The 23,338-nt window shown below is 58.7% G+C and carries 21 protein-coding genes; 10 read left to right on the top strand and 11 right to left on the bottom strand.

Translation table 11 applies throughout. The features are described 5' to 3' along the window. Window positions 1-13: 13 nt before the first annotated feature. The 6 genes from ACR0JA_RS01880 to pyrH all read right to left on the bottom strand — a co-directional run bounded on the left by ACR0JA_RS01880 (window position 14) and on the right by pyrH (window position 6,408). On the bottom strand, window positions 14-1,129 hold the full coding sequence (locus tag ACR0JA_RS01880; protein WP_480569180.1) for an NUDIX domain-containing protein: 1,116 nt from the start codon (window positions 1,127-1,129) through the stop codon (window positions 14-16). A 30-nt stretch (window positions 1,130-1,159) separates the two neighbouring features. After that, on the bottom strand, window positions 1,160-1,600 hold the full coding sequence (locus tag ACR0JA_RS01875; RefSeq protein ID WP_480569177.1) for a TrgA family protein: 441 nt from the start codon (window positions 1,598-1,600) through the stop codon (window positions 1,160-1,162). A 16-nt stretch (window positions 1,601-1,616) separates the two neighbouring features. Beyond that, window positions 1,617-2,825, bottom strand: a complete 1,209-nt coding sequence (locus tag ACR0JA_RS01870) for a class I SAM-dependent methyltransferase (RefSeq protein WP_480569174.1) — start codon at window positions 2,823-2,825, stop codon at window positions 1,617-1,619. A gap of 61 nt (window positions 2,826-2,886) precedes the next feature. Beyond that, complete coding sequence (locus tag ACR0JA_RS01865; RefSeq protein ID WP_480569171.1) at window positions 2,887-4,320, bottom strand: cryptochrome/photolyase family protein; 1,434 nt, start codon at window positions 4,318-4,320, stop codon at window positions 2,887-2,889. A 46-nt stretch (window positions 4,321-4,366) separates the two neighbouring features. Next, the gene (locus ACR0JA_RS01860; RefSeq protein ID WP_480569169.1) at window positions 4,367-5,593 is read right to left on the bottom strand and encodes an aminotransferase class V-fold PLP-dependent enzyme; all 1,227 of its coding nucleotides are present in this window, start codon (window positions 5,591-5,593) and stop codon (window positions 4,367-4,369) included. A gap of 62 nt (window positions 5,594-5,655) precedes the next feature. Continuing rightward, window positions 5,656-6,408, bottom strand: a complete 753-nt coding sequence (gene pyrH / locus ACR0JA_RS01855; RefSeq protein ID WP_480569166.1) for a UMP kinase — start codon at window positions 6,406-6,408, stop codon at window positions 5,656-5,658. A 96-nt stretch (window positions 6,409-6,504) separates the two neighbouring features. On the opposite strand from pyrH, the gene miaA reads away from it, so the two are divergent. The 5 genes from miaA to ACR0JA_RS01830 all read left to right on the top strand — a co-directional run bounded on the left by miaA (window position 6,505) and on the right by ACR0JA_RS01830 (window position 14,206). Then, entirely contained in the window at window positions 6,505-7,395 is an 891-nt protein-coding gene (gene miaA, locus ACR0JA_RS01850; protein WP_480569163.1) for a tRNA (adenosine(37)-N6)-dimethylallyltransferase MiaA, read from the top strand. Between the two features lie 318 nt (window positions 7,396-7,713). Beyond that, window positions 7,714-9,384 carry an ABC transporter substrate-binding protein gene (locus ACR0JA_RS01845; RefSeq protein WP_480569160.1) on the top strand — a complete coding sequence of 557 codons (1,671 nt, stop codon included), beginning with the start codon at window positions 7,714-7,716 and terminating at the stop codon, window positions 9,382-9,384. A gap of 117 nt (window positions 9,385-9,501) precedes the next feature. Further along, window positions 9,502-10,548: an ABC transporter permease gene (locus tag ACR0JA_RS01840; RefSeq protein ID WP_480569157.1), complete on the top strand. Its 1,047-nt coding sequence runs from the start codon at window positions 9,502-9,504 to the stop codon at window positions 10,546-10,548. A 13-nt stretch (window positions 10,549-10,561) separates the two neighbouring features. Next, window positions 10,562-12,025 (top strand): ABC transporter permease, encoded by a 1,464-nt coding sequence (locus ACR0JA_RS01835; RefSeq protein WP_480569154.1) that lies wholly within the window; start codon window positions 10,562-10,564, stop codon window positions 12,023-12,025. A gap of 93 nt (window positions 12,026-12,118) precedes the next feature. Then, window positions 12,119-14,206: a dipeptide ABC transporter ATP-binding protein gene (locus ACR0JA_RS01830; protein ID WP_480569151.1), complete on the top strand. Its 2,088-nt coding sequence runs from the start codon at window positions 12,119-12,121 to the stop codon at window positions 14,204-14,206. Window positions 14,207-14,327: 121 nt separating this feature from the next. Here the strand turns inward: ACR0JA_RS01830 and ACR0JA_RS01825 are convergent, their stop codons facing one another. The 3 genes from ACR0JA_RS01825 to ACR0JA_RS01815 all read right to left on the bottom strand — a co-directional run bounded on the left by ACR0JA_RS01825 (window position 14,328) and on the right by ACR0JA_RS01815 (window position 17,084). Beyond that, window positions 14,328-15,314: an MBL fold metallo-hydrolase gene (locus ACR0JA_RS01825; protein WP_480569148.1), complete on the bottom strand. Its 987-nt coding sequence runs from the start codon at window positions 15,312-15,314 to the stop codon at window positions 14,328-14,330. 131 nt (window positions 15,315-15,445) lie between these two features. Continuing rightward, the gene (locus ACR0JA_RS01820) at window positions 15,446-16,408 is read right to left on the bottom strand and encodes a LuxR C-terminal-related transcriptional regulator (protein WP_480569145.1); all 963 of its coding nucleotides are present in this window, start codon (window positions 16,406-16,408) and stop codon (window positions 15,446-15,448) included. A gap of 97 nt (window positions 16,409-16,505) precedes the next feature. Beyond that, a complete protein-coding gene (locus ACR0JA_RS01815) occupies window positions 16,506-17,084 on the bottom strand; it encodes a lytic transglycosylase domain-containing protein (protein WP_480569142.1) in 579 nt (192 codons plus the stop codon). A 207-nt stretch (window positions 17,085-17,291) separates the two neighbouring features. Here ACR0JA_RS01815 and ssb point away from each other — a divergent pair, with 207 nt between their 5' ends. After that, complete coding sequence (ssb, locus tag ACR0JA_RS01810; RefSeq protein WP_480569139.1) at window positions 17,292-17,780, top strand: single-stranded DNA-binding protein; 489 nt, start codon at window positions 17,292-17,294, stop codon at window positions 17,778-17,780. 18 nt (window positions 17,781-17,798) lie between these two features. After that, a complete protein-coding gene (locus ACR0JA_RS01805; RefSeq protein ID WP_480569136.1) occupies window positions 17,799-18,869 on the top strand; it encodes a site-2 protease family protein in 1,071 nt (356 codons plus the stop codon). Between the two features lie 7 nt (window positions 18,870-18,876). Here ACR0JA_RS01805 and aroB read toward each other — a convergent pair whose 3' ends face one another. Both aroB and ACR0JA_RS01795 read right to left on the bottom strand, forming a co-directional pair. Beyond that, the gene (gene aroB / locus ACR0JA_RS01800) at window positions 18,877-19,989 is read right to left on the bottom strand and encodes a 3-dehydroquinate synthase (protein ID WP_480569133.1); all 1,113 of its coding nucleotides are present in this window, start codon (window positions 19,987-19,989) and stop codon (window positions 18,877-18,879) included. Then, window positions 19,990-20,577, bottom strand: coding sequence for a shikimate kinase (locus ACR0JA_RS01795; RefSeq protein WP_480569130.1), 588 nt, complete (start codon window positions 20,575-20,577; stop codon window positions 19,990-19,992). Between the two features lie 79 nt (window positions 20,578-20,656). Between ACR0JA_RS01795 and ACR0JA_RS01790 the strand changes: the two genes are divergently transcribed. Genes ACR0JA_RS01790 through ACR0JA_RS01780 form a run of 3 tightly spaced genes read left to right on the top strand, consistent with a single transcriptional unit; the run spans window position 20,657 to window position 23,281 of the window. After that, window positions 20,657-20,806: a hypothetical protein gene (locus tag ACR0JA_RS01790; RefSeq protein WP_480569128.1), complete on the top strand. Its 150-nt coding sequence runs from the start codon at window positions 20,657-20,659 to the stop codon at window positions 20,804-20,806. Further along, a complete protein-coding gene (locus ACR0JA_RS01785) occupies window positions 20,796-22,322 on the top strand; it encodes a hypothetical protein (RefSeq protein ID WP_480569125.1) in 1,527 nt (508 codons plus the stop codon). Before ACR0JA_RS01790 ends, ACR0JA_RS01785 begins: the two co-directional genes overlap by 11 nt. A gap of 2 nt (window positions 22,323-22,324) precedes the next feature. Continuing rightward, window positions 22,325-23,281 carry a site-specific tyrosine recombinase XerD gene (locus ACR0JA_RS01780; RefSeq protein WP_480569122.1) on the top strand — a complete coding sequence of 319 codons (957 nt, stop codon included), beginning with the start codon at window positions 22,325-22,327 and terminating at the stop codon, window positions 23,279-23,281. Window positions 23,282-23,338 lie beyond the last annotated feature (57 nt).

Below are 23,338 nucleotides of genomic sequence, written 5' to 3'. Positions count from 1 at the left end.
CAAGCGGGGATGCTTATGCGCGCAGACGTTCCCGGTGCCGCGCCAGCCAATGCGCCAGCGTCAGCAAAGGCAAATCCTTGTAAACATGGCGGTCGACCAGATCGATAAACTCTGCGAAGGACAGGATTTTGCTGCGAATATCCTCGCCCTCGGACGCGACACCGCCCTGTTCTGTCGTCTGCGTCAGCGCAGCCAAACCCACGAACAGGTGAACAAATTCGGTCGACGAGCCGCTCGAGGAATAGGCCCCGCCTGCATATTCCAACGTATTCAGACTGATATGGGCCTCTTCCATGGATTCGCGGTAGGCGGCCTGTTCCGGTGTCTCGCCCGGGTCGATCATCCCCGCGACGGGTTCCCACATCCAGGGCTCGGGGTCGTCGATCAGAAACACCGGGGCTCGGAACTGTTCAACCAGTAACACCGCATCGCGCACCGGATCGTACGGCAATACGATAACAGCACTGCCCTGCATCAAGCCACTACGGCTAAGCGTGGGGCCCATGGTGCCGTCAAAGCGGCGGTGCTGCACATCAATCTCTTCCATTGCGAAGTAGTTGATATACGCCCTGCTGTGCTTGTGAACGATGACGTCGCGCGCGGCGTCCTGGGGATCGCCTGTATGGCGCTGCCGTGCGGCCAACCGGGCCCAGGCCCGGGTTCGGATCGCGGGAAAGTTGCGCGCGATGTGCTGGCTGTCTGCGCGACCGAAATACGCCATCACTTCCTCTGCCGCACAGAGCGACAAAGCCCCCCAGGCATCGACCCATGTGGCCAGGGACCAAGGTGCGACCGGAGCCCAGAGCCCCGGCGCAGGAAAGAAAACCTCTGCTGGCGAACTCTTGCCTTCGGGCGTTACAACCTGGCGCGTTGCCAGCACGTAGTCGAACCCGCCCTTGTAAAAGGCGAGCCGGTCAAGGTCTTCCTGACCCAGTGCGCGTACAACGATGCCTTGTGCAGCGCCGCCCGGTTCGGCGACAAGCGTGGGAAATGGCTGGTCCCGAACGGCATGGACCGCGTAGTCAGGCAGCGACGCCTCCACAACGTCCAGATCACCAAGCGGACGTCCCAGAACGCATTCCAACAGCGGCGCGTAGCGCAGCGTCCCATAGAAAAACAGATCAGTCACGCGTGATGAACCTTGCGACAGTCTCGGCGGTCAATTCCAGCGCCGCGCAGCGATTTCGGTCAACAGACCCGCCACGATAGCCCCGACAATCAATGTGAGGATGATTTCGGATGCCCACAACTGACTTGCAAAACCCACACCCAATTCGAATATGGCGATAACCGCCTCGAACGGGCCGCCGTAGCGGTTGCGCATGGCCTGTTGCACCATTTCATAGGTGCCTTGCACAAACAGCCCCCAGAACACCAGCGACGCGACGCCGGTCAGCCCGTTGTTCAGACCAGCCGTCCAGCCGCGCCCGGCCCTTTTGCCCATGACGATCCAACCGCACACCACGCCCAACGCCATGTTGACGACAGGAAAATAGCCATAGGACTTACCCTCTTCACCATTTGACATGATCATCGACGAGACCAGAAAAGCCACCACCAACAAACAGGTTGAAGCGACAAGTCGAGCAGCTGTAGGCATTCGTTAAGTCCGTCCTTTAACTGGGTTTTGCTATCGTGATCTGTGTCACATCGCAATTGCCCGTGTCAAAGGCTGCGCCGCAGGCGGTCAAATAATAATTCCACATGCGGCGAAAACGCTCATCAAAGCCCATTTCGGCAATCTGATCCCATCTGGCGTTGAACGTCTCGTACCAGCGCCGCAGGGTCAGATCATAACTTTTACCGAACTCCTTGGATCGGACGACCTCAAGCCCTGCCTGACCAATCTGTTCCTTAAGGATAGTAGGCGCAGGAAGCATTCCCCCGGGAAAGATATATTTCTGAATGAAATCAATGCCGTTCTTGTAGATTTCCCAGCGATGATCCGCGACCGTAATGATCTGCAAGGTTGCTTGCGCGCCGGGTTTCAGACGGTCGCGCACCGTCTCGAAATAAACCGGCCAGTATTTCTGACCAACCGCCTCGAACATCTCGATTGATGCGATGCCGTCATATTCGCCGCGCTCGTCGCGGTAGTCCTGGAGCTTGAACTCTACAAGATCAGAAAGTCCTGCGTTTTCAATACGCTGTCTCGCGAACTTCAACTGTTCCTGACTGATGGTCAGACCCGTCACGCGCAGACCGCGTTCCTTCGCTGCATATTCGGCAAAACCGCCCCATCCGCTACCGATTTCAAGGATGTGGTCGCCGGGTTTTGCGCCCATCTCATCGACCAGACTGGCGTATTTGGCTGTCTGAGCCTTTTCCAGACTTTCCTGCCCGGTCTCGAAAATAGCGCTGGAATAGGTCATAGTATCATCCAACCATAACCCATAGAATTCGTTGCCTAAATCATAATGGTAAGAGATGTTCTTCTTGGCCTGCGATCGGTTGTTGCGGTGCAGCCAGAACCGCAACCGTTCGTAGGCGCGGACCAGAAACTTGCCCGTGAAATCGTCATAAACGGTTTCGGTCCCCAGATGCACAAGATCCATGAACGCGCGCAGGTCGGGCGTGCTCCAGTCGCCCTCCAGGTAGCCGTCGGAAAAACCAAGCTCACCTTCGCGGACCAGGCGTGCGAAAACCTCAGGATCGTGAATATCGACGCGCGCCACCGGACCGGGGTTCCGCCCCTCGACGCGAAACACGCGTCCATCCGGCAGCGAAATATCAAGGCGGCCAGCGTTCATCTGGCCCAGCATCTTGAAGACTTGTACAAAATACCTTGGCAGATTCTCCTGCCCTTGCGTGGTCGTTAGGAACATCCGCTCTCCCCTCTGCGGTTGCGGTTCAAAGCTAGGGCCGGAAATCGTTTCTGGCAAGTTTTCAATTCCTTACCGGTGATTTTCGGCCTTCATAGGCCGCTAGCGCACGCCTGCGCCCGTCAGGCAGACTGACGATTGGCTGTGGATACGGCGCATCCGCTGACAGTCCCCACGACCGGGGCACAGCCTCGAAATAAGCCAGCGCTTCGGCGCTAGGGTCGGCGTGATCTTCGGCGATCCATCGTTTGACATAGTCCAGGTTCGGGTCGAACCGTTCGCGCTGGGTCTCAGGGTTGAAGATGCGGAAGAACGGAGCTGCGTCCGGGCCGGAACCTGCAACCCATTGCCACCCCATTGCATTCGCTGCCGGGTCGCAATCGATCAGGCAATCGGCAAACCAAGCCATCCCGACCTTCCAGTGAACCAACAAATGTTTGGTCAGATAGCTGGCGACGATCATCCGGGCCCGATTGTGCATCCGCCCGGTCACGTACATTTGCCTCAGCCCAGCGTCGACCACCGGAATTCCTGTCCGCGCCTGCCGCCAGGCCTGAACCGTGCGCGCATCCTCGTCGGTTTCCCAGGGAAACCCGTTCCATTCGGGTCGCCAGTTCTCGATCAGCATATGGGGCGTGTGATACATCAGGTGATATGCGAACTCGCGCCAGACCAACTGGCGCAAATAGGCATCCGCGCCTGCCGAACCTAGCGCGGCAGCGGTCTGAACCCGATGCCAAACGGTTCGCGGTCCAATCTCACCCAGCGCCAGATACTCGGACAGGTCCGAGGTTCCAACCTGATCCAACCTATCCCGGTTGCGTTGGTATTCGCTGATGCGATGCAGGAATTCATCCAGCCGAGCCAATGCCGCATCCTCGCCCGGCTGGACATGAGGCTTCACAACTGCTGCACCACGCTGCATAGCCTTCCCCAACCGCCATTGCGACAAACGGTCCGAGCGCGGCCAGTCCACCGGCGTCCGCAATATCAAGGGCGCTACGGGCGGCGCGCTGACCTCACGGCCAAGGACCGCGCGCCACATCGGCGTAAAAACGCGAAACGGCTGCTTTGCCTTGGTCGCGACCTCCCAGGGTTCAAACAGCAGATGGCCAGCGAAGGACCGCGCCTCGACCCCCAGTCGAGTCAATTCCTCCTTGACCTGCGTATCCCGCGCAATTGATCCCGGATCGTAGCTGCGCGTCCAGTAAACCGAGGTTGCCCCGGTTTCGCGGATCAATTGCCGCAAGACCTCCAGCGCGGGCCCGCGCCGCAAAACAAGTTGGCTGCCGCGACTGGCCAACGCCTTTGCAAACGTTGCCAGCCCTAGTTCCAACCGCCATTTCGGTGCCGCACCCAGCGCCTGAACCAGATCGTCGTAGATGAACACCGGCAGGATCGGACGACCTGATGCCGCCGCGTGTTCAAGCGCCGCGTGGTCAGAAAGGCGCAGGTCGCGCCGGAACCAAATGATGATCGGAGGATGCCCGGACTTCATACTTTACCTTGTTTTTCAAGGGGTACGAAGTCTAAGCGAAACTGGATCACAAAACTTTGTCAAGCGCCTCAAGCAGCTGATCGACTTCCTGTTGTGAGGTGTAATGCGTAAAGCTGAGCCGCAAAACACCTTGTTCAGGATCAATTCCCATCGCCTGCAATGCCCGCACCGCGTAAAAGTCTCCGCCCCCTGCCATGATGCCCTGACCAGCCAGTTCAGACGCAACCGGTGCTGCCGGACGGTTCAAAGCCAATGCGACCGTCGGCGCACGGCGCGGCGCGTCCGAGGGACCAAGCAGGCGAACGGCATTGCGGTTTTTGACCGCATCCAACAGGGGCTGCAACAGCGCAACTTCGTGACTGCGCATCAGGTCATGCACAAAGCCTCCACGCTGGGCGGCATCCCCTTGCGGCCCTCCATGATGGTCGCACAGGAGATCGACATAGTCCGCCATCCCGGCGCTTGCGGCAATCTGCGCGTGATCGGGACCCGCCGGAGTAAAGCGCTTGTATAGGACATCTCCGTTAAAGAAGTGCCCTTGATTTGGCAGCATCTGACCAAGCGTACGACGGATAACCATGCAGCCCTGATGCGGGCCATAGGTTTTGTACGCCGAAAACAGATAAATATCCGGCCCAAGATGTCCGACATTCGGAAATCCGTGCGGCGCATATGATACACCGTCGACACAAACGAATGCGCCAGCAGCGTGGGCGATGGCGGTGATTTCGGTGACCGGGTTGATATCGCCCACCACGTTCGAACAGTGGGGAAAACACACAAGGCGCACATGTTCGTCCAGCAGGGTCTCAAGGTCCTGCGGATTCAGCACTCCGCTTTCGGGGTCGATCCGCCATTCGCGAATCTCGATCCCGTCTTCGGCCAGCCTGCGCCAAGGGCCAGAGTTTGCCTCGTGATCCTGATCGGTGACCACAATGGCGTCACCGGGTTGCAGCCATTGACGGAACGCCTGCGCCAGAACATAGGTGTTCTGCGTGGTGGATGGTCCAAAGCTCAGCTCATCCGTTTCAACGCCCAGAATCGCAGCCAGACGCTGGCGCGCCTCGTCCATTTCCGCGCCACCAAGTCGGCTGGCGTCAAATTCCGAGTATGGCTGCACCTTACGCTGCGTGTAGAACCGAAATAACCGATCAAGCACGGGCTTGCAGGTATAGGACCCGCCCGCGTTCTCGAAAAACGCCTGACCTTGCAGGCTTGGTTCGGCAAATGCGGGAAACTGGGCCCGAACGAAATCGATATCCAATCTGCTCATGTCTCGGCTCATTTATGGCAAATGCTGTCTTTCAGAGCTCTTCGATGCTGATGCCCCGCATCCTAGCCCTGGACCTTGGTATAGGTCCCCTCGCCCGCAAGAATGCCACGGAACCCGCCGGGTTCGTCCAGCCCGAATACGATCAGCGGCAGATTGTTGTCACGCGCCAGGGCAATGGCCGATGCATCCATGACCCGTAACCGCTTGGCCAGAACATCGTCATAGCTGACCGAGTCATAGCGCACAGCGTCATCATGGGTCTTGGGATCCTTGTCATACACACCGTCCACGCCGTTCTTGCCCATGAAAATAGCCTCGCACGCCATTTCATTGGCACGCAGGGTGGCGGCAGTGTCTGTGGTGAAATAAGGGTTTCCGGTACCGGCGGCAAAGATACAAACCCTCTTTTTCTCTAGGTGGCGCACTGCGCGGCGGCGGATATAGGGCTCGCACACTTCATCCATGCGGATGGCCGAGATCACCCGGGTAAACACACCAACACCTTCCAGCGCGGATTGCATCGCCAGCGCATTCATCACCGTGGCCAGCATCCCCATATAATCCGCCGTCGTCCGCTCCATCCCCTGGGCCGAGCCGGACAGCCCGCGAAAGATGTTTCCGCCTCCGATGACCATGCAAATCTCGACGCCCAGATCGTGGACCGATTTAACCTCTTGCGCGATGCGCTGGACGGTTGGCGGATGCAGCCCGAATCCCTGATCCCCCATAAGCGCCTCGCCCGAGATCTTCAGCATCACGCGATTGTACTTGGTTTTTGGCGTTTCGGTGGTTTCAGTGGCGGGGGAAAGGGTCATGTGGCGCTCCGGGCTGGCACGGGTTTATTTCCGGCGCAAAATGAAGCAAAACCGCGGCAGGTTCAATGCAGATGGTTAGGAATAGGGCACCCAAAAATGGCCGACAATTCAAAGTCCCGGCTTTGGGATCAACTGCCCCCCATTCCAAGCGACAAACCAGTGTTGATCGCAGGCCCGACCGCTTCGGGAAAATCCGAACTTGCGCTGCAAATAGCCGAACGTCTCGGCGGCGTTATCGTCAACGCCGATGCCAGCCAGGTCTACGACTGCTGGCAGGTCATTTCTGCCCGACCTTCTAAGGAAGACGAAGCCCGTGCGCCGCATGCGCTATACGGCCATGTGGCCTATGATCAGGCCTATTCGACCGGTCATTGGCTGCGCGAGGTCACGCCCTTGCTGACCGGTGGCCTGCGCCCGATCATCGTTGGTGGCACCGGGCTTTACTTTAGCGCACTCACCGCAGGCATGGCTGATATACCCGCGACACCCGCAACGGTTCGCGCCGAGGCCGATCAGTTGCCTCTGCCCGATTTGATCCGGGGTGTCGATGCGCGAACATTGCAGAGACTTGATAGAAACAATCGCGCCCGTGTTCAGCGCGCGTGGGAAGTTCAGACCGCGACCGGGCGTCCCCTGGCGGACTGGCAGGACGACACTCCGCCACCTGTTCTGGATCTTGCAGACACCGTCGCCCTTGTTTTTGAAACCGACAAGGACTGGTTGCTGGACCGTATCACCCGGCGTTTTGACCTGATGCTCGAGATGGGCGCGCTCGATGAGGTTGCCGCGATGCGCGATTGTTATGAGCCGAACTTGCCTTCTTGCAAAGCGATCGGAGTGCCGGAATTGATGTCGTATTTGGACGGTCAGATCACGCTGGATCAGGCCCGCGAGCAGGCGACAATCGCGACAAGGCAGTTCGCCAAACGCCAGCGAACATGGTTTCGCGCCCGTATGAAAGCCTGGCATCGGATCGGCACGACGTGACGAACCTAGAAAGGTTCGACTTTACAACGGCTTGATCGCAGATTCGGCAGGGATTTCATCCCGCTCGCCTCGGCCACGTTGCCACTATACTTGTCACAAGTGCTTTACGACATCCCCGGTCGACTTTCCCGAGGAATGTCGTTTTTGTACAATTGATGACGATTCCGAACATTGACCTTGCCAAAAAAGTGGTGCCGAATACCGGCATGGGGATGCAAAGAATCCAAAGGACAGAACCCTCTGCCCTACCGTCCGGCACGAACCGGATCGCGTAGCGCAACAGTCAATCAATAAAATCAGTGTCACAGGGAGACATCTATGAGTAATCACACATCCACCGAAGACAAGGTGCACTGGGCGGCCGAAATGCACGCGCAGGAATACCGCGATGGCAATCTGAGCCGTCGGGAATTCATGGCTCGTGCAACCGCGCTGGGTGTTGCCGTTCCCACGGCATACGGATTGATCGGGCTGCAATCGCCCGCAGCTGCACAAGAACCTCAGCGTGGCGGCACCATCCGCTATCAGATGGAAGTTCGCGCACTGAAAGATCCGCGCACTTATGACTGGACGCAGATCGCCACCTTTACCGCAGGCTGGCTTGAGTATCTGGTCGAGTACAACAATGACGGTTCGTTCAAGCCCATGCTGCTGGAAAGCTGGGAAGCCAACGATGACGCGACCGAATACACGCTGAACGTCCGCAAAGGCGTCAAGTGGAACAACGGAGACGACTTCACCGCAGAAGATGTTGCGCGCAACATCACCGGCTGGTGTGATTCCTCGCTCGAAGGCAACTCGATGGCCTCGCGCATGGCGTCGCTTATCGACGAGGGTACGCAAAAGGCAGCGGACGGCGCAATCACGGTTGTCGACAGCCACACCGTCAAACTGAAGTGTAACGCTCCGGACATCACGATCATTCCGGGAATGGCTGACTATCCAGGGGCCATCGTGCACAGCAGCTTTGATGCCAACGACATGCTTGGCAATCCGGTCGGTACAGGCTTCATGAAACCCGAAAGCCACGAAGTGGGCGTGAAAGGTGTTCTTGTCCGCAACGAAGACTTCGACTGGTGGGGATATGAGGCCGGAAAAGGCGGATATATCGACCGCATCGAGTTTATCGACTACGGCACCGACCCTGCTGCGTTCCTGGCCGCCTACGAGGCCGAAGAGATCGACATGAACTGGGAGTCGGTCGGTGAGTTCGTAGACATCTTTGACGGCATTGGTCTTGTTCGCTCGGAAATCCCGTCGGGCTTTACCATCGTCATTCGTCCCAACCAGCTGGCCGAAGACGCCGATGGCAACAAGATCTACGGCGACAAGCGGGTCCGTCAGGCGCTGGCAATGGCCGTGGACAACGAAGTCTGCCTGGAACTGGGTATGTCGGGATACGGCATTCCTGCCGAGAACTGCCATGTAGGACCGATGCACCCCGAGTACGACTCGGAGGTCAAGCGTATTGGCTATGATCCGGCTGGCGCCAAGGCGCTGATGGACGAAGCAGGCATGGGTGACTTCGAGCACGAAGTTCAGTCGATCGATGATGACTGGCGCCGGAACACCACCGCAGCTGTTGTCGCTCAGTTGAACGACGCGGGCATCAAAGCCAAACACACGGTTCTGCCGGGCTCAACCTTCTGGAACGACTGGACCAAGTACCCCTATTCGTCCACGAACTGGAACCACCGTCCGCTGGGCACGCAGGTTCTGGCTTTGGCCTACAAATCGGGTGTCGCCTGGAACGAATCCGGTTTTGCCAACGAAGAGTTCGACAAACTTCTCGCCGAAGCCAACTCGATCGCGGATGTCGATATGCGCCGCGAAGTGATGGCCAAGCTTCAGGCAATCATGATCGACGAAGGCGTGGTGATCCAGCCGTACTGGCGGACCGCGATGCGCCACCACCGTGACAACATGGTGGGTGTCGAAAAGCACATTGCGGACCTGCCGCAACTTTATAAGTTCGGCCTCATCTCCTAAGCCAAATGACAGGCCGCGCCACACTGGCGCGGCCTTTTCGTCCTGACGCGACGACCATAAAAACAGCGAGGCGTAAAGCCTTTCGGCATTTACGCCAGCCTACCAACAGGGGCTAACATGGGACTTTTCATTCTAAGGCGCGTCGGCATCATGCTGTTGACAGCATTGTGCCTGACGTTTCTGGTCTTCTTTCTGACCAACCTCTACCCGAACCTGGAAAAGCTTGCGAAGACGCAGGGCAATTTCCGGATGTCGGATGAGCAGGTCAGCAGTTATCTGGAGAAAAACGGATACCTTCAGGCGACGCCGATCAAATATGGCGAGTGGCTGGGTGTACTGCCGTCCTTCCGATACACCAACGAAGACGGTACCGTTCAGGGTAGATGCATACTGCCGGGTCAGGCCGCCGAGGACGCCCCGAAATTCTGCGGCATCCTGCAAGGCTATTGGGGTTATTCGACCGTCTTCAAAGAAGAAGTCTCAACCGTTGTTGGAACACGGTTGCATCTTACCGGCCGCCTGATGCTCTGGGTTATGCTGCTGATGGTCCCCTCGGCACTGATCCTCGGCATTCTTGCGGGAATGAAAGAAGGGTCAGCCACCGACCGGACGCTTTCGACCTTTGCCATCACGACCACGGCGACGCCGGAATACGTCTCGGGCGTTATCTTCATCGCGATTTTCACATCCTCTGCCGTGGGCCTGAAATGGTTTAAGGGCACAGCGACGCAGGCGATGGAAAACCCGACATTCGAGAATTTCTTTCTACCGGTACTGACGATTGCGCTTTACGGCATGGGCTATATCGCCCGAATGACCCGCGCCTCGATGACCGAGGTGATGACGGCCCAGTACATCCGCACCGCGCGCCTCAAGGGTGTCTCGTTCCCGAACATCGTCATGAAACACGCGCTGCGCAACGCGCTGATCGCGCCGTTCACCGTCATCATGCTGCAGTTCCCATGGCTGCTGAATGGTGTGGTGATCGTCGAGACCCTGTTCAACTACAAAGGGTTCGGCTGGGCACTGGTTCAGGCGGCGGGCAACAACGACATCCAGCTGCTGCTGGCGATTTCGGTCGTGTCCGTCTTTGTGGTGCTGGTGACGCAGCTGATCTCGGATATCGGCTATGTCTACCTCAACCCGCGCATCCGCATTTCATAAGGGAGGATAGGACATGGAACCTCTTACCTGGACCGGCTCTATCGCCTTTCTGAACCCGCTTCTGATGATCGCGCTGGCGTTGATGGTGCTGTCGATCGTGGTCTGGATGCTGGCGAGCATCGTGCTGCCGGAAGACCAGATGACGGTCAATGCCGATGGCACACTGTCATCAAACTCGGGGCTGCGCGTCCTGATCCAATCAAGTCTGCGCTACAGCTTTCTGGCCAGTGTTGCCATTGCCGTTGCCTATATCGTTCTGGGCATCGTGATGGGCACCAGCGCAGGAATTATCGGGGCGATGTCCCAGCAATTCCTGCCGGTTTGGCTGTCTCTGATCATCCTCTATGCGATGTCGATTGCCTTCAAACGCAAGCTGGGCCTGTATGGCAAGCTTTTTGACAGCCCCATCGGCATGATAGGCTTTGGCCTTGTCATGTTCTGGGTGTTCACCGGCATTTTCGGCGCGCTTGATCTGATCGTGACGCATGAGCCGCTGGATCAGGTCTCGGGCATGAAGAACAAGGTGCCCGGAACGCCGTTACCCAGCATCGAAGACGGGGAGTATGCCTGGTACCTTCTGGGCGGCGACAATCTGGCACGCGACGTCTTTAGCCGCATGGTCAAAGGCGCCTGGATCGTGGTGCAAATCGCACCCTTGGCGACGATGTTCGCCTTCATGGTCGGCATCACGTTGGGTCTGCCCGCAGGCTACTATGGCGGTCGTCTGGACACGCTTCTGTCGTTCCTGGCGAACCTGATCCTGGCGTTCCCGGTGATCCTGCTGTTCTACCTGTTGGTCACGCCCGAGATCGTGGCGACCGGAGTGCCGAACTATATGGCGGCCGTGTTGTTCGTGTTCCCGATCATCTTCCTCGGGGTCCTGCTGAATTCGCGCTATTACACGCGTCCGAATTTCCGCACGCCCCTGCTGATCGGAGTGCTGGGCGTAGCGTTGTGGTTCTACCTGTCGCTGATCTCGACCGGCGGCTACATCATCAACACCGACAGCTACCGGATCTGGGGTCTGCCGACCTATCTGGATCTGTTCGATATTCCGGGTGGCATTCTGGTGGTGTTCGTCTCGGTGGTCTTCGTGAACTCACCCACGGTGTTCCGCATCGTGCGCGGCCTGGCGCTGGACATCAAAACCCGCGACTATGTGGCGGCGGCGCAGACCCGTGGTGAGGGTCCTTGGTACATCATGCTGTGGGAAATCCTGCCCAACGCCCGCGGACCGCTGATCGTCGATTTCTGTCTGCGCATTGGCTATACCACGATCCTTTTGGGAACCTTGGGTTTCTTCGGGCTGGGCTTGCCGCCGGAAAGCCCGGATTGGGGCTCGACGATCAACGAGGGGCGCAAGCTTCTGTCGATCTATCTGCACCCTGCCCTTCCGCCTGCGCTGGCGTTGCTGTCACTGGTTCTAGGTTTGAATCTGCTGGCAGATGGTCTGCGCGAAGAAAGTCTGAAGGACTGAGGTGGCGTCGGCTGGGGGCTCTGCCCCCAGACCCCCGGGATATTTTTAGCCAGATGAAGGGGATCCCCCGGACTCTCGCGAGGAGAAACACAGATGAATAAACTGGCGGATTATGAAGGGCCAATTCTGGAGATCGATAAGCTTTCGATATCCTTCTTTACCCGGCTGAGGGAAATCCCGGCCGTGATGGATTTCTCGGTCAGCGTGCAGCCCGGCGAGGCAGTGGGTCTGGTCGGGGAATCTGGCTGCGGTAAATCGACTGTGGCCTTGGGCGTCATGCAGGACCTTGGCAAGAATGGCCGCATTGTAGGCGGGACGATCAAGTTCAAGGGTCGTGACCTGGCCGAGATGAGCACCGAAGAACTGCGCGACATTCGCGGCAACGAGATCGCGATGATCTATCAGGAGCCGATGGCCTCGCTGAACCCGGCGATGAAGATCGGCAAACAGCTGATGGAAGTGCCGATGATCCACGAGGGCGTCGGCGCGGAAGAAGCCTACGCCCGTGCGTTAGAGGTTGTCACCGATGTGCGCCTGCCCGATCCAGAGCGGATGCTAAATTCCTTCCCGCACCAGTTGTCGGGTGGTCAGCAGCAGCGGATCGTAATCGCGATGGCGCTGATGTCGAAACCGGCGCTGCTGATCCTAGATGAGCCGACAACCGCGCTGGACGTGACCGTCGAGGCCGCCGTGGTCGAGCTGGTCAAGGATTTGGGCAAGAAATATGGCACTTCGATGCTGTTCATCTCGCACAACCTCGGTCTGGTACTGGAAACCTGCGACCGGCTTTGCGTGATGTATTCGGGTGAGGCGGTCGAGCGCGGCTCGATCCAGGATGTGTTCGACGAGATGCAGCACCCCTATACGCAGGCGCTATTCCGCTCGATCCCGTTGCCGGGGGCCGACAAGAACTCGCGCCCGTTGGTAGCCATTCCGGGGAACTTCCCACTGCCGCACGAACGCCCGCCCGGCTGTAATTTTGGCCCACGCTGCGACTATTTCGAAGAAGGCCGCTGCGACGCCAAGGAAATCCTGATGGAGGCCGTACCGGGCAACGACAGGCATCACACGCGCTGTCTGAGGTTCCAGGAAATCGACTGGAACGCGCCTATCACGGTGGGGGAGCAAAAAGAAAAGGCAGAGATCGGCCGCACCGTTCTGAAAATGGACAACCTCAAGAAATACTATGAAGTGGCGGCAAACGCCTTGTTCGGTGGCGGCGACACCAAGGTTGTGAAAGCCAATGAAACGCTGAGCTTTGAGGCACACGAATCTGAAACTCTGGCCATCGTGGGCGAGTCCGGTTGCGGCAAGTCCACATTTGCCAAGGTTCTCATGGGGCTTGAAACGGCGACCGACGGGCAGATCTTGCTGGACAACCGCAACATCGAAGATGTGCCGATCGAGGAAAGGGACTCCAAGACCGTTGGCGAGGTTCAGATGGTGTTTCAGAACCCGTTTGACACGTTGAACCCCTCGATGACGGTAGGTCGTCAGATCATTCGCGCGTTGGAAATCTTTGGCGTCGGCAATTCCGAGGCTGATCGCAAAAAGCGGATGCTGGAACTGCTGGATCTGGTAAAGCTGCCCCGCGCTTTTGCCGATCGGATGCCGCGCCAACTGTCGGGCGGTCAGAAGCAGCGTGTCGGCATTGCCCGCGCGTTTGCAGGGGATGCGAGGATCGTTGTCGCCGATGAGCCGGTGTCTGCGCTGGACGTTTCGGTTCAGGCCGCCGTGACCGATCTGTTGATGGAGATTCAGCGGGAACAGAAGACAACGCTTCTGTTCATCAGTCACGACCTGTCAATCGTGCGCTATCTCAGCGACCGGGTGATGGTGATGTATCTGGGACATGTGGTCGAGTTGGGAACCACCGATCAGGTCTTTAGCCCGCCCTACCATCCCTATACCGAAGCATTGCTGAGCGCGGTGCCGATCGCCGACACCTCGGTCGAAAAGCAGCACATCGTGCTTGAGGGCGATATTCCGTCGGCCATGAACCCACCCCCGGGTTGCCCGTTCCAGACCCGTTGTCGCTGGAAATCCGAAGTACCGGATGGCCGCTGCGAGTCGCATGTTCCGCCGGTGCAAACCCTCGCGGACGGGCATCAGGTCAAATGCCATCTGGCCGAGGACATTCTGGCCAAGATGGAACCCGTGATCAAAATCGCGGCGGAATAGACCACTGCGATCTTGGAAAAAAGGGCCGGTCCTCAGACCGGCCCTTTTCGTGTCGCACCGCAGTTCATTGGGGAGACAGGCGGTGCACGGGATTGCGTGAGTGGCAGCCCCATTCGGTGCCTTAACCCGTCATGACATTGTTGCCGAAATGCATGAATTCCTGGTTCATGCCTGCGACCTCTCCGGCCTCTAGCTGCAGGCTGGCGCTGTCGAGCATCGTATGGCTTTTCTGACCCTTGACCCATTCATCTGCGGCTTGCAGCGTCGTCAGCGTGTAAGACGTGACTTCGTTCAGATAGTGCGTCGGGATGATGATCTTGGGTTTCAGCTTTGACACGATGTCATTGCCCTGCTCAAAGCTCAGGATATGCTCTGATCCGTCGACCGGCAGGGTCAGTACGTCCACCTGACCAATTGCGTCCCAGAACTCTTGCGGTGGGTTGTGGCGATTGTCGCCCCAGATAAGGGTGCGGATACCACCGGTCTCGATCAGGTAGACGACCATATCCATGTGGCCCACATTGTTGGGCGGACAGGCCTCGACCCCGAACTCGGCAAGTGCATTGGTCCAGTCATACCAACCGGGCGCCACGCAGGCGTGTTTGTCCGCAAAGCCGGTGATCTTCACATCCGCGAACTCGAAGTTTCCAACCATGCGGTCCAGAACCATCGTCGAGCTGGGCCGCTCAATCGCGTCATGATCGAAATGCGCATGCGTCGATAAGGTAATGTCCACCGGGATCTGAGGGAATTCATTGCGGAACCACAGACCCCACGCGCCCGAGGGATCATCGCGCCACGGATCGAACAGGACAGTCGCGCCGCTGGGTGAGGTGATCTTGATCGCGCAATGCCCGTAATAGTCGATGCCAACCGCACCGGTGCTGGCTTGTCCAGTAGAGCCTTGCAGATCGATGACGTGGTTGTTGTTACCCGGCTGCAACCACGCTTGTGACTGAGCCTCGGCAGGTTTGCCAGACAACATCGAAGCCCCTGCCCCGACACCTGCCGCCCCAGCAGCCATGAAAAACGACCGGCGCGAGAGCCCCTCGGCCAATTTATCCTTTGTCCCATCCAGCAACGTTGGCCTGAGGTCTTTGCGATCCATTCTGACTTCTCCCTTGTTTGCGCGGTTACGGCGTGGGCCGGACCGACAGAAAAAGGGTAGCAACTGGTCTGATTGAGATTCAGATCGGAAAAACAGGGGGGGAATATGGGGGCAATCCCCATACTATTTGTTCACGAAATCGCGAGGAGATGGCTGCGCAGGTTCTGATCCCGCCCGTCCAGCCCCAATTTCCTGCGGATGTTGTTGCGATGAAAATCGATGGTCGAGGTTTCCCGCGACAGCGCCTTGGCGATGTCTTTGGTGGTCTTACCGGACATGACGAGCTGCGCAATCTCGATCTCGGTCGGCGTCATGACCGAAAAGGCATCAGTGAGTTTGTCTGAAAGCGCCGAGGTGATTTCGCACAGGTTCTTTTCGGCCAGATCCAGGTAAATCCGCGAGGCTTCGTTTCCGTCAACCTGATGGCGCAGCTTACCCAGATACGGAAGTACCATGCCACGGACCTGTTCAAGAATTTCCTGCTCGCGGGTCTTTCGATCGGCATCGACGCTACTGAGCAGAACCCGCAACGCGGTGTTGGTCTCTTGCAGCGCACGGGTGCGTTCCTGTACGCGGCTTTCAAGATGCGCCATGGTCTCGTTCAGCTTCGCCTCAAGCGCGCGTCTGAGGTAAACCTCTTGCAACAAAGCCAAATCCGCTTCGACCATACGGGCGAATTGCGCCAATCCTTCGCGGAACAGCAAGGCGCGGCGGTTGCGCTTACGGTCCAGTACGCAGATCGTACCAAACACCCCTCCGTCGGGCCATTTCAACGGCAGTCCGATGTAAAAGGACATGCCATGTTCCATATCCTCGTTGTCCATCCAAAGCGGGTCGCAGTCGGCATCTTCGACGACAAGCTCTCCGTCGCGTGCCAGAACCCCCTGACAATACAGCTTGGGATGCAGGTGAAAGGTCATGCCTTCAGGGTATGGATTGTCCGGATGGCCCGAGGTGATCAGAACCGCGTGCGCTGGCGCGTCGGTCTTCATGATCAGGCTTGCCGGCACATCTGCTAGCTGGGCCACAAGATCGACAAGCCCCTGCCAGTTGGCGATCGTTTCCTGCGGAATGTCTGGACGGTCGGTGGTCATTGGGCCGCTGGTTTTGTTCGGTTTGGATCTCCAAAGCGTACAACGCCCCTTCGGCGCCGATCAACAAACCAATCCGCCGCGTTGCGGCACGGCTTCGTCAGCCGCCCCAGATCACTTTCACATAGTTCTGAGTTTCTGCATAAGGTGGGACGCCGTCGTATTTCTCGACCGCCTGCGGACCCGCATTATAGGCCGCCAAGGCCAGACGCCAGGATTTGAACTTGCGATACTGCCAGGACAGGTACCGCGCGCCGCCTTCCAGATTCTGGATCGGATCAAGTGGGTCGACGCCCAACAATCTGGCCGTCTGCGGCATCAGTTGCGCCAATCCCAATGCGCCTTTGTGCGATTTGGCGTGGGGGTTCCAGCCGCTTTCCTGCTGCACAAGCCTCAGGAACAGCTCTTCCGGGACATTGTGCTTGCGTGCTGCGTTGCGCGCGTGGGTCAGAAACTGGCCCTTGTAGTTGCCGGTATAGCGTTTCGAGAACCCCTTGCTTTTGGTTTTCGGCTTCAGCCGTTCGGAATCGCGGTATTGGGTCGACGCCCTATTGTCCAAAACCTTGGCTTGCTTAAGAAATATTGCTTTGCGGTTTTTAGTGGATAGAGTCTCTGCGCCGACTGAAACAGACGTCAGACAAAGGCACAAAGCCGCAAAACCACCAACCAGAACACGCATTAAAGCCAATCCCGCTCGCTCAACAACCAGACAGAGTATAGGTATTACAGTCGAAAATGAAAGCTTGGTTAAGGCCGCACTAACTTTTTCGAGCGCAGCGTTGCGCGATCAACCATGTTTTAACCATGACGCAGGACGTATAGGGTCAGCAGCGGAGTAGGCGCCAGATTCGGGCGCAGAACATCAAAGGCAAAAACGAGGGAATTTATGGCGGGTTCAGTCAACAAGGTCATTCTGATCGGCAATCTTGGTGCCGACCCTGAGGTACGGTCGTTCCAGAACGGTGGAAAAGTATGTAACCTGCGCATCGCGACTTCCGAAACGTGGAAAGACCGCAACACTGGCGAGCGTCGGGAACGGACCCAGTGGCACACGGTCGCCATCTTCTCAGAACCCTTGGTCCGCGTCGCCGAGCAATATCTGCGCAAGGGCAGCAAAGTCTATGTCGAGGGCCAATTGGAAACACGCAAATGGCAGGATCAATCGGGACAGGACAGGTACTCGACCGAGGTGGCCCTGCGGCCCTATCGCAGCGAACTGACGATGCTGGATTCCCGGGGTGAAGGCGGCGGTGGTCAATCCGGCGGATATGGCGGCGGACAGGCCGGGGGTGGTTACAGTGATCCCTATGGCGGCCCCTCCAGCACCCCGGCACCGGCATCTGGCGGAATCGACGACGACGAGATTCCGTTCTAAACGCAACGGAGGCATATCATGGCATGGTCCTTCCCGCTCGGTCGTTTGTTCGGATCTGAGCTGAGGGTCCATGTCACCTTTTTTCTTCTTTTGGCATGGGTCGGCTTCGCCGCCTATGCGGATGGTGGATGGCCAGCCGCCGTTGAAAACCTGGTTTTCGTTCTGGCTCTTTTCGCCTGTGTGGTGGCCCATGAGTACGGCCACGCCCTAATGGCGCGGCGCTATGGCATTCGAACCCCGGATATCACATTGCTGCCGATCGGCGGGCTGGCCCGGCTTGAACGCATGCCGCAAAAGCCGATGCAAGAGGTCTATGTGGCCTTGGCGGGGCCTGCGGTGAACATAGTCATCTGGCTGGTTCTGGTGGCTTTGGGTGCAGGCACGCAGATGGATACGCTGACGCAGATCGACTCGGCCAAGGCGGACCTGCTGGGCCGTCTGGCCTATGTGAACCTGCTACTGGCCGCATTCAACATGATCCCCGCCTTTCCGATGGATGGCGGGCGCGTGTTTCGCGCTCTGCTATGCCTGAAAATGGATCGCGTCAAAGCCACGCGGCTGGCGGCCTTGGGCGGGCAGATCGTTGCTGTCGGACTGGGGTTCCTGGGGCTGACTTCTGGCAACCCGATCCTTGTCCTGATTGCGGTATTCGTCTTTATCGCCGCCAATGCCGAAAGCCAGGACGTTGCCCTGAGGGCAGTGACCCGCAAGGTTCAGGCCCGGGACGCGATGATCACCGAATTTCACGCCTTGTCGCCCAACGACACGCTGAACACTGCCGCACAGGCTGTCATCCACACGACTCAGCACGAGTTTCCGGTGTTGGATCAGAATGGCATTCTTCTCGGTTTCGTCACGCGCAACAGGCTGTTGGCGGCCTTGGCCAGCGAACATCCCCGCTCGGACCCCGCGACTTCGCTAATGGACTCCGAAATCCCGACAGTCACATTGACCAGCGGCTTGAATAAGGTGCTGGATGGCCTCCACAGTGGCGCGCCGGCTGTGGCGGTAATCACCAAAGCCGGGCATATGGTCGGCTACATCACCCGTGAAAACATCGGTGAGCTGATGGTCATACAGGGGCGCTAAGGCTTGCTCAGCACGTCGCCAGGGCATCCTCGAGCACGGAAACCACCGCATCGCGCGAAACGTCCGAAGTCACAAATGCCTGTCCGATGCCGCGCGCCAGAATGAACCGCAGCTGACCGTCGATCACTTTTTTGTCCTGCGCCATCAGATCGACCAAAGCCTGTGCGCCGGGCAAATCCCCCGGAATGTCGGACAGATCGGTTTTCATACCCATCGCCCGCAAATGCGCACGCACGCGGCTGGGGTCTTCCTGAGCGCACAGACCAAGGCGTGCGGACAGCTCAAACGCCAGCGCGCAGCCGATCGCCACGCCTTCGCCGTGCAGCAAACGGCTCGAATAGCCCGTCGCCGCCTCGAGCGCGTGACAGAATGTGTGGCCCAGATTCAGCAACGCGCGGTCGCCCTGCTCGGTCTCATCCCGCGCGACGATGTCGGCCTTCATCTGGACCGAGCGGGTCACGGCCTGCACTCGGGCGGCCATGTCGCCCGACGACAAGGCGGGGCCGTTGACCTCAAGCCAGTCAAAAAACGCGACATCACCCAGCAGACCGTATTTGACCACCTCACCATATCCGGCGAGAAAATCGCGCGCTGTGAGACTTTCCAGAATGGACGTATCGGCCAGCACCAGAGATGGCTGATGGAACGCGCCGATCAGGTTTTTGCCTTGTGGCGCGTTGATGCCGGTTTTACCTCCGACCGAGCTGTCGACCTGCGCCAGTAGCGAGGTCGGGATCTGTACGAACCGCACGCCGCGCCGCATCACGGCCGCGGCAAACCCAGCCAGATCTCCAATAACGCCACCGCCGAAGGCAACGACGACATCGCGGCGTTCAACCTTTTCCGATAGCAGCCATTCGACGGCACGTTCAAAATGCGGCCAGCTTTTGGTGGCCTCACCGGCGGGCAAAGTTAGCGCAGTCATTTCTACGCCTGCCGCACCCAAGCCATCGCGCAGCGCATCCAGATGCAATGCGGCGACGGTCTCGTCAGTCAGAACGGCTACGCGGGGTCGTGGCAGCAGCGGCGCAATCCGAGTACCCGCCTCCGCCAGCAGATCTGGCCCGATCTCAACGTCATAAGACCGTTCGCCCAGTTCGACATGTACGGTTTGATGCATCTATTTCAGTTCCAAAACATCCGGGCGCGTAAGCAATTCCGTCAAAACCCGGTCTACCATATCCTCGATTGCGGTTTCCCCATCGGACTCCGCCACCAGATCAGCCTGCGCATAAACCGGAACGCGCGCTTCATATAGCGCGCGCAAGGTCGCATGCGGGTCGGTGGTGCGCAAAAGTGGACGGGTATCCTTGTGGCGCACCCGGTTCCACAGCACCTCAAGATCGGCACGCAGCCAGACCGATGCGCCCTTTTGCGAAATCATCTGACGGTTGGCGTCGGACAAAAACGCGCCGCCACCCGTTGACAGGATGCCCTTTTCTTCGTCCAGCAGCCGCCCGATGACCTGACTTTCCTTGGTGCGGAAAAACGCCTCGCCATCGCGGGCAAAGATCTCGGGGATGGTCATATTGGCCGCCGATTCGATCTCGGCATCGCTGTCCAGAAACGGAACACCCAGACGCGCAGCCAAAGCGCGGCCCACGGCCGTCTTGCCAGCGCCCATCATGCCGACCAAAACAACGGTTTTGTGCAGATCAAATCGCCGCGCCGATCCGGCCACCGAGGGATTATGCTTAATTTCGCTCATTTCATCGTGAATGACGTGATCTTGCGGGAAATGCCAGTTATAACTTGGCCAAAAGCAAAAATTGAGGCAGCGTTGACCCATGGGCCGTCTTTTCAAGTTCCTGATTTACCTCATTTGCCTGTGTTTCATCGGGCTGGTGGGCTATGCCTACATCGGGCCGTTCTTCGGCGCGGATTTTTCCGCGCCACAAAGCGAAATTCGCGAGCCGGTCATCCTGAATGCCGACTAGACCCGCCCTTCTGGCGCTTGTTCTGGCCGGAGCGGCACAGGCCCAGACGTCCGAACCGTTGTCAGCCATCGATTGGCTGACCGACCCGCCGGACAATTTGCCGGGAACAGTGCTGCTGGAGCCACCTGTGACGCAGACCGGTTTGCAACCGGATGTGCAGGTTACCCCGCTTGAAGCGTTATCACCCCCGCTTGGGCTGGTGTCCTCTTCGGTCACCGGCCTGCCGGTGAGTATGTGGCAAGGAAGCGATCCCGCGCGTTTGGCCGAGCTGATCCGGCAGGTGCCGGTCAAGTCAAACCCGGCCCTGCAACGGCTGCTTTTCACCCTGCTGTTGTCCGAGGCACGCCCGCCGTCAGGCCCCGACACGCAGGATGTTTTGCTGATGGCGCGGCTGGATCGCCTGATGCAGTTGGGCGCTGCTGATCCGGTGCAATCGCTGGTACAACTCGCCGGGCCGACAGATACGCAAGAAAGGTTCCGGCAATGGTTCGACGCGACCCTGCTGACCGGCGACGAGGATCGCAGTTGCAGCGCGTTGATCGCGCAACCCAACCTGTCTCGGGATTATTCAGCGCAGATTTTCTGCAAGGCAAGGCGCGGTGACTGGGCGTCGGCGGCTCTGACGCTTGAGGCTGCGCATGCGTTGGAGATCCTGCCACCCGAAGAATTGGACCTGCTTGACCGGTTCCTGAGCCCGGAGTTATTCGAAGGGGCGGCGTACCTGCCGGTTCCCGAAAATCCGGACCCGCTGACTTTCCGCATGTTCGAGGCTATTGGCGAGCGGCTGCCAACCGCATCGCTGCCCCGTGGCTTTGCCAATGCCGATTTGCGCGACGTCGCCGGCTGGAAAGCTCAGGTCGAAGCCGCAGAGCGCCTGACCCGGATTGGCGCGCTGACACCCAATCAATTGCTGGGGCTTTACACCGAACGCGCGCCAGCGGCGTCGGGCGCGGTCTGGGATCGTGTTGCCGCCATTCAGAAGTTCGAAAAGGCGTTGAAGTCGGGCGATCGAAATGCGCTCGCAAAGCGCCTGACTGATGTATGGCAACAGATGCAGAGCGTGGGGCTTGAAGTTCCCTTTGCCGAATTGTTCGCCGCAGAGCTGTCTAATTTGCCACTCAAGGATCCCGAGGCCGAAAACCTGCGTTGGCGCATCCTGCTTTTGTCCGAACTCTATGAGGACGCAGCACGCTCAGTGCCCGAAGGGCCGCAGGAAAACGCGTTTCTTGCGGCGCTGGCCATGGGCGATCCCGGCAGCGCGCGGTCTCCGTCCCCTATGGCAGATGCGATTTCCCAAGGCTTCGCCTGGTCGCCTCCAATACCGTCGGACATCGAAGCCCTGTTACGCAACGCCCAACTGGGCGAGGCCATTTTGGAATCCATGATCCTGTTCGATCACGGTGCGCGCGGAAACCTTGTGGATCTGACAGCCGCCATTGCCGCATTCCGCCGCGTTGGGCTTGAAGATACAGCCCGGCGTGCGGCGTTGCATCTGATGATCCTGAACGGAGCCTGACCATGCCTGCCCCAAACTCGCAGGACTTGTGGATTTCTACTTTTCTAGAGGCGCAGGCCGCGGAACTTGGCGCAGCCACAAACACGTTGCTGGCCTATGGCCGCGACTTGCAGGATTTTTCAGGCTGGCTGGACCGCCACAAGATGACGTTCGCAAGGGCCGACCGCGACCAAATCGAAGGCTACCTGATCGACTGCGACGCGCAAGGACTGTCCCGGTCAACCAGGGCGCGGCGATTGTCTGCTATCAAACAGCTATACCGCTTTGCGTTCGAAGAAGGCTGGCGCGACGCCAACCCCGCCATTCAGATCAAAGGACCCGGCCGTCAGAAGCGACTGCCCAAAACGCTGGACGTGCCCGAGGTTGACCGCCTGCTCGAAGCGGCCCGCCGAACAGGTCGCAGCACCGCCGACAAGGTGCGCAACACCTGCCTGATGGAACTGCTCTATGCCACCGGGATGCGTGTGACCGAGTTGGTCTCGCTGCCGGTCTCCTCGGCACGGGGCGACCCGCGTATGTTGCTGGTATTGGGTAAAGGCGGCAAGGAACGCATGGTGCCCCTGTCCCCACCGGCGCGCGAGGCTTTGGCCGCGTGGTTGATCCTGCGCGACGAGACCGAGGATATGGCTGTTTCCAAAGGTGCGCAGCGGTCGCGGTTTCTGTTCCCCTCGCGCGGAAAATGCGGGCATCTGACGCGGCATCGCTTCTTTCTGCTGGTCAAGGAACTGGCTGTCGAAGGCGGTGTTTCGCCTGAAAAAGTCACTCCGCACACCTTACGCCATGCCTTTGCAACCCACCTGTTGGCCAATGGTGCCGACCTACGATCGATCCAGACGCTGCTGGGGCATGCCGACGTGGCGACCACCGAGATTTACACCCATGTTCTGGATGAACGTTTGTCGGAACTGGTGCTGGAACACCACCCGCTGGCCAAGGATGACAAGGCTGACAAAGCCTAACCCCTTGATCGCAGGGGGCCGGACCCCCATAACGGATGCAGAAACTAGATAACCCAA

Source organism: Ruegeria sp. AM4 (genome assembly GCF_056540665.1).
This window is presented reverse-complemented; position numbering and strand designations above follow the sequence as displayed.

What these genes read in the sequence shown, in the direction of transcription:
- ACR0JA_RS01875 (WP_480569177.1), bottom strand. Translation starts at nt 1,600, where the DNA reads ATGCCTACAGCTGCTCGACTTGTCGCTTCAACCTGTTTGTTGGTGGTG.
- ACR0JA_RS01870 (WP_480569174.1), bottom strand. Translation starts at nt 2,825, where the DNA reads ATGTTCCTAACGACCACGCAAGGGCAGGAGAATCTGCCAAGGTATTTT.
- ACR0JA_RS01865 (WP_480569171.1), bottom strand. Translation starts at nt 4,320, where the DNA reads ATGAAGTCCGGGCATCCTCCGATCATCATTTGGTTCCGGCGCGACCTG.
- ACR0JA_RS01860 (WP_480569169.1), bottom strand. Translation starts at nt 5,593, where the DNA reads ATGAGCAGATTGGATATCGATTTCGTTCGGGCCCAGTTTCCCGCATTT.
- pyrH (WP_480569166.1), bottom strand. Translation starts at nt 6,408, where the DNA reads ATGACCCTTTCCCCCGCCACTGAAACCACCGAAACGCCAAAAACCAAG.
- miaA (WP_480569163.1), top strand. Translation starts at nt 6,505, where the DNA reads ATGGCCGACAATTCAAAGTCCCGGCTTTGGGATCAACTGCCCCCCATT.
- ACR0JA_RS01845 (WP_480569160.1), top strand. Translation starts at nt 7,714, where the DNA reads ATGAGTAATCACACATCCACCGAAGACAAGGTGCACTGGGCGGCCGAA.
- ACR0JA_RS01840 (WP_480569157.1), top strand. Translation starts at nt 9,502, where the DNA reads ATGGGACTTTTCATTCTAAGGCGCGTCGGCATCATGCTGTTGACAGCA.
- ACR0JA_RS01835 (WP_480569154.1), top strand. Translation starts at nt 10,562, where the DNA reads ATGGAACCTCTTACCTGGACCGGCTCTATCGCCTTTCTGAACCCGCTT.
- ACR0JA_RS01830 (WP_480569151.1), top strand. Translation starts at nt 12,119, where the DNA reads ATGAATAAACTGGCGGATTATGAAGGGCCAATTCTGGAGATCGATAAG.
- ACR0JA_RS01825 (WP_480569148.1), bottom strand. Translation starts at nt 15,314, where the DNA reads ATGGATCGCAAAGACCTCAGGCCAACGTTGCTGGATGGGACAAAGGAT.
- ACR0JA_RS01820 (WP_480569145.1), bottom strand. Translation starts at nt 16,408, where the DNA reads ATGACCACCGACCGTCCAGACATTCCGCAGGAAACGATCGCCAACTGG.
- ACR0JA_RS01815 (WP_480569142.1), bottom strand. Translation starts at nt 17,084, where the DNA reads ATGCGTGTTCTGGTTGGTGGTTTTGCGGCTTTGTGCCTTTGTCTGACG.
- ssb (WP_480569139.1), top strand. Translation starts at nt 17,292, where the DNA reads ATGGCGGGTTCAGTCAACAAGGTCATTCTGATCGGCAATCTTGGTGCC.
- ACR0JA_RS01805 (WP_480569136.1), top strand. Translation starts at nt 17,799, where the DNA reads ATGGCATGGTCCTTCCCGCTCGGTCGTTTGTTCGGATCTGAGCTGAGG.
- aroB (WP_480569133.1), bottom strand. Translation starts at nt 19,989, where the DNA reads ATGCATCAAACCGTACATGTCGAACTGGGCGAACGGTCTTATGACGTT.
- ACR0JA_RS01795 (WP_480569130.1), bottom strand. Translation starts at nt 20,577, where the DNA reads ATGAGCGAAATTAAGCATAATCCCTCGGTGGCCGGATCGGCGCGGCGA.
- ACR0JA_RS01790 (WP_480569128.1), top strand. Translation starts at nt 20,657, where the DNA reads ATGGGCCGTCTTTTCAAGTTCCTGATTTACCTCATTTGCCTGTGTTTC.
- ACR0JA_RS01785 (WP_480569125.1), top strand. Translation starts at nt 20,796, where the DNA reads ATGCCGACTAGACCCGCCCTTCTGGCGCTTGTTCTGGCCGGAGCGGCA.
- ACR0JA_RS01780 (WP_480569122.1), top strand. Translation starts at nt 22,325, where the DNA reads ATGCCTGCCCCAAACTCGCAGGACTTGTGGATTTCTACTTTTCTAGAG.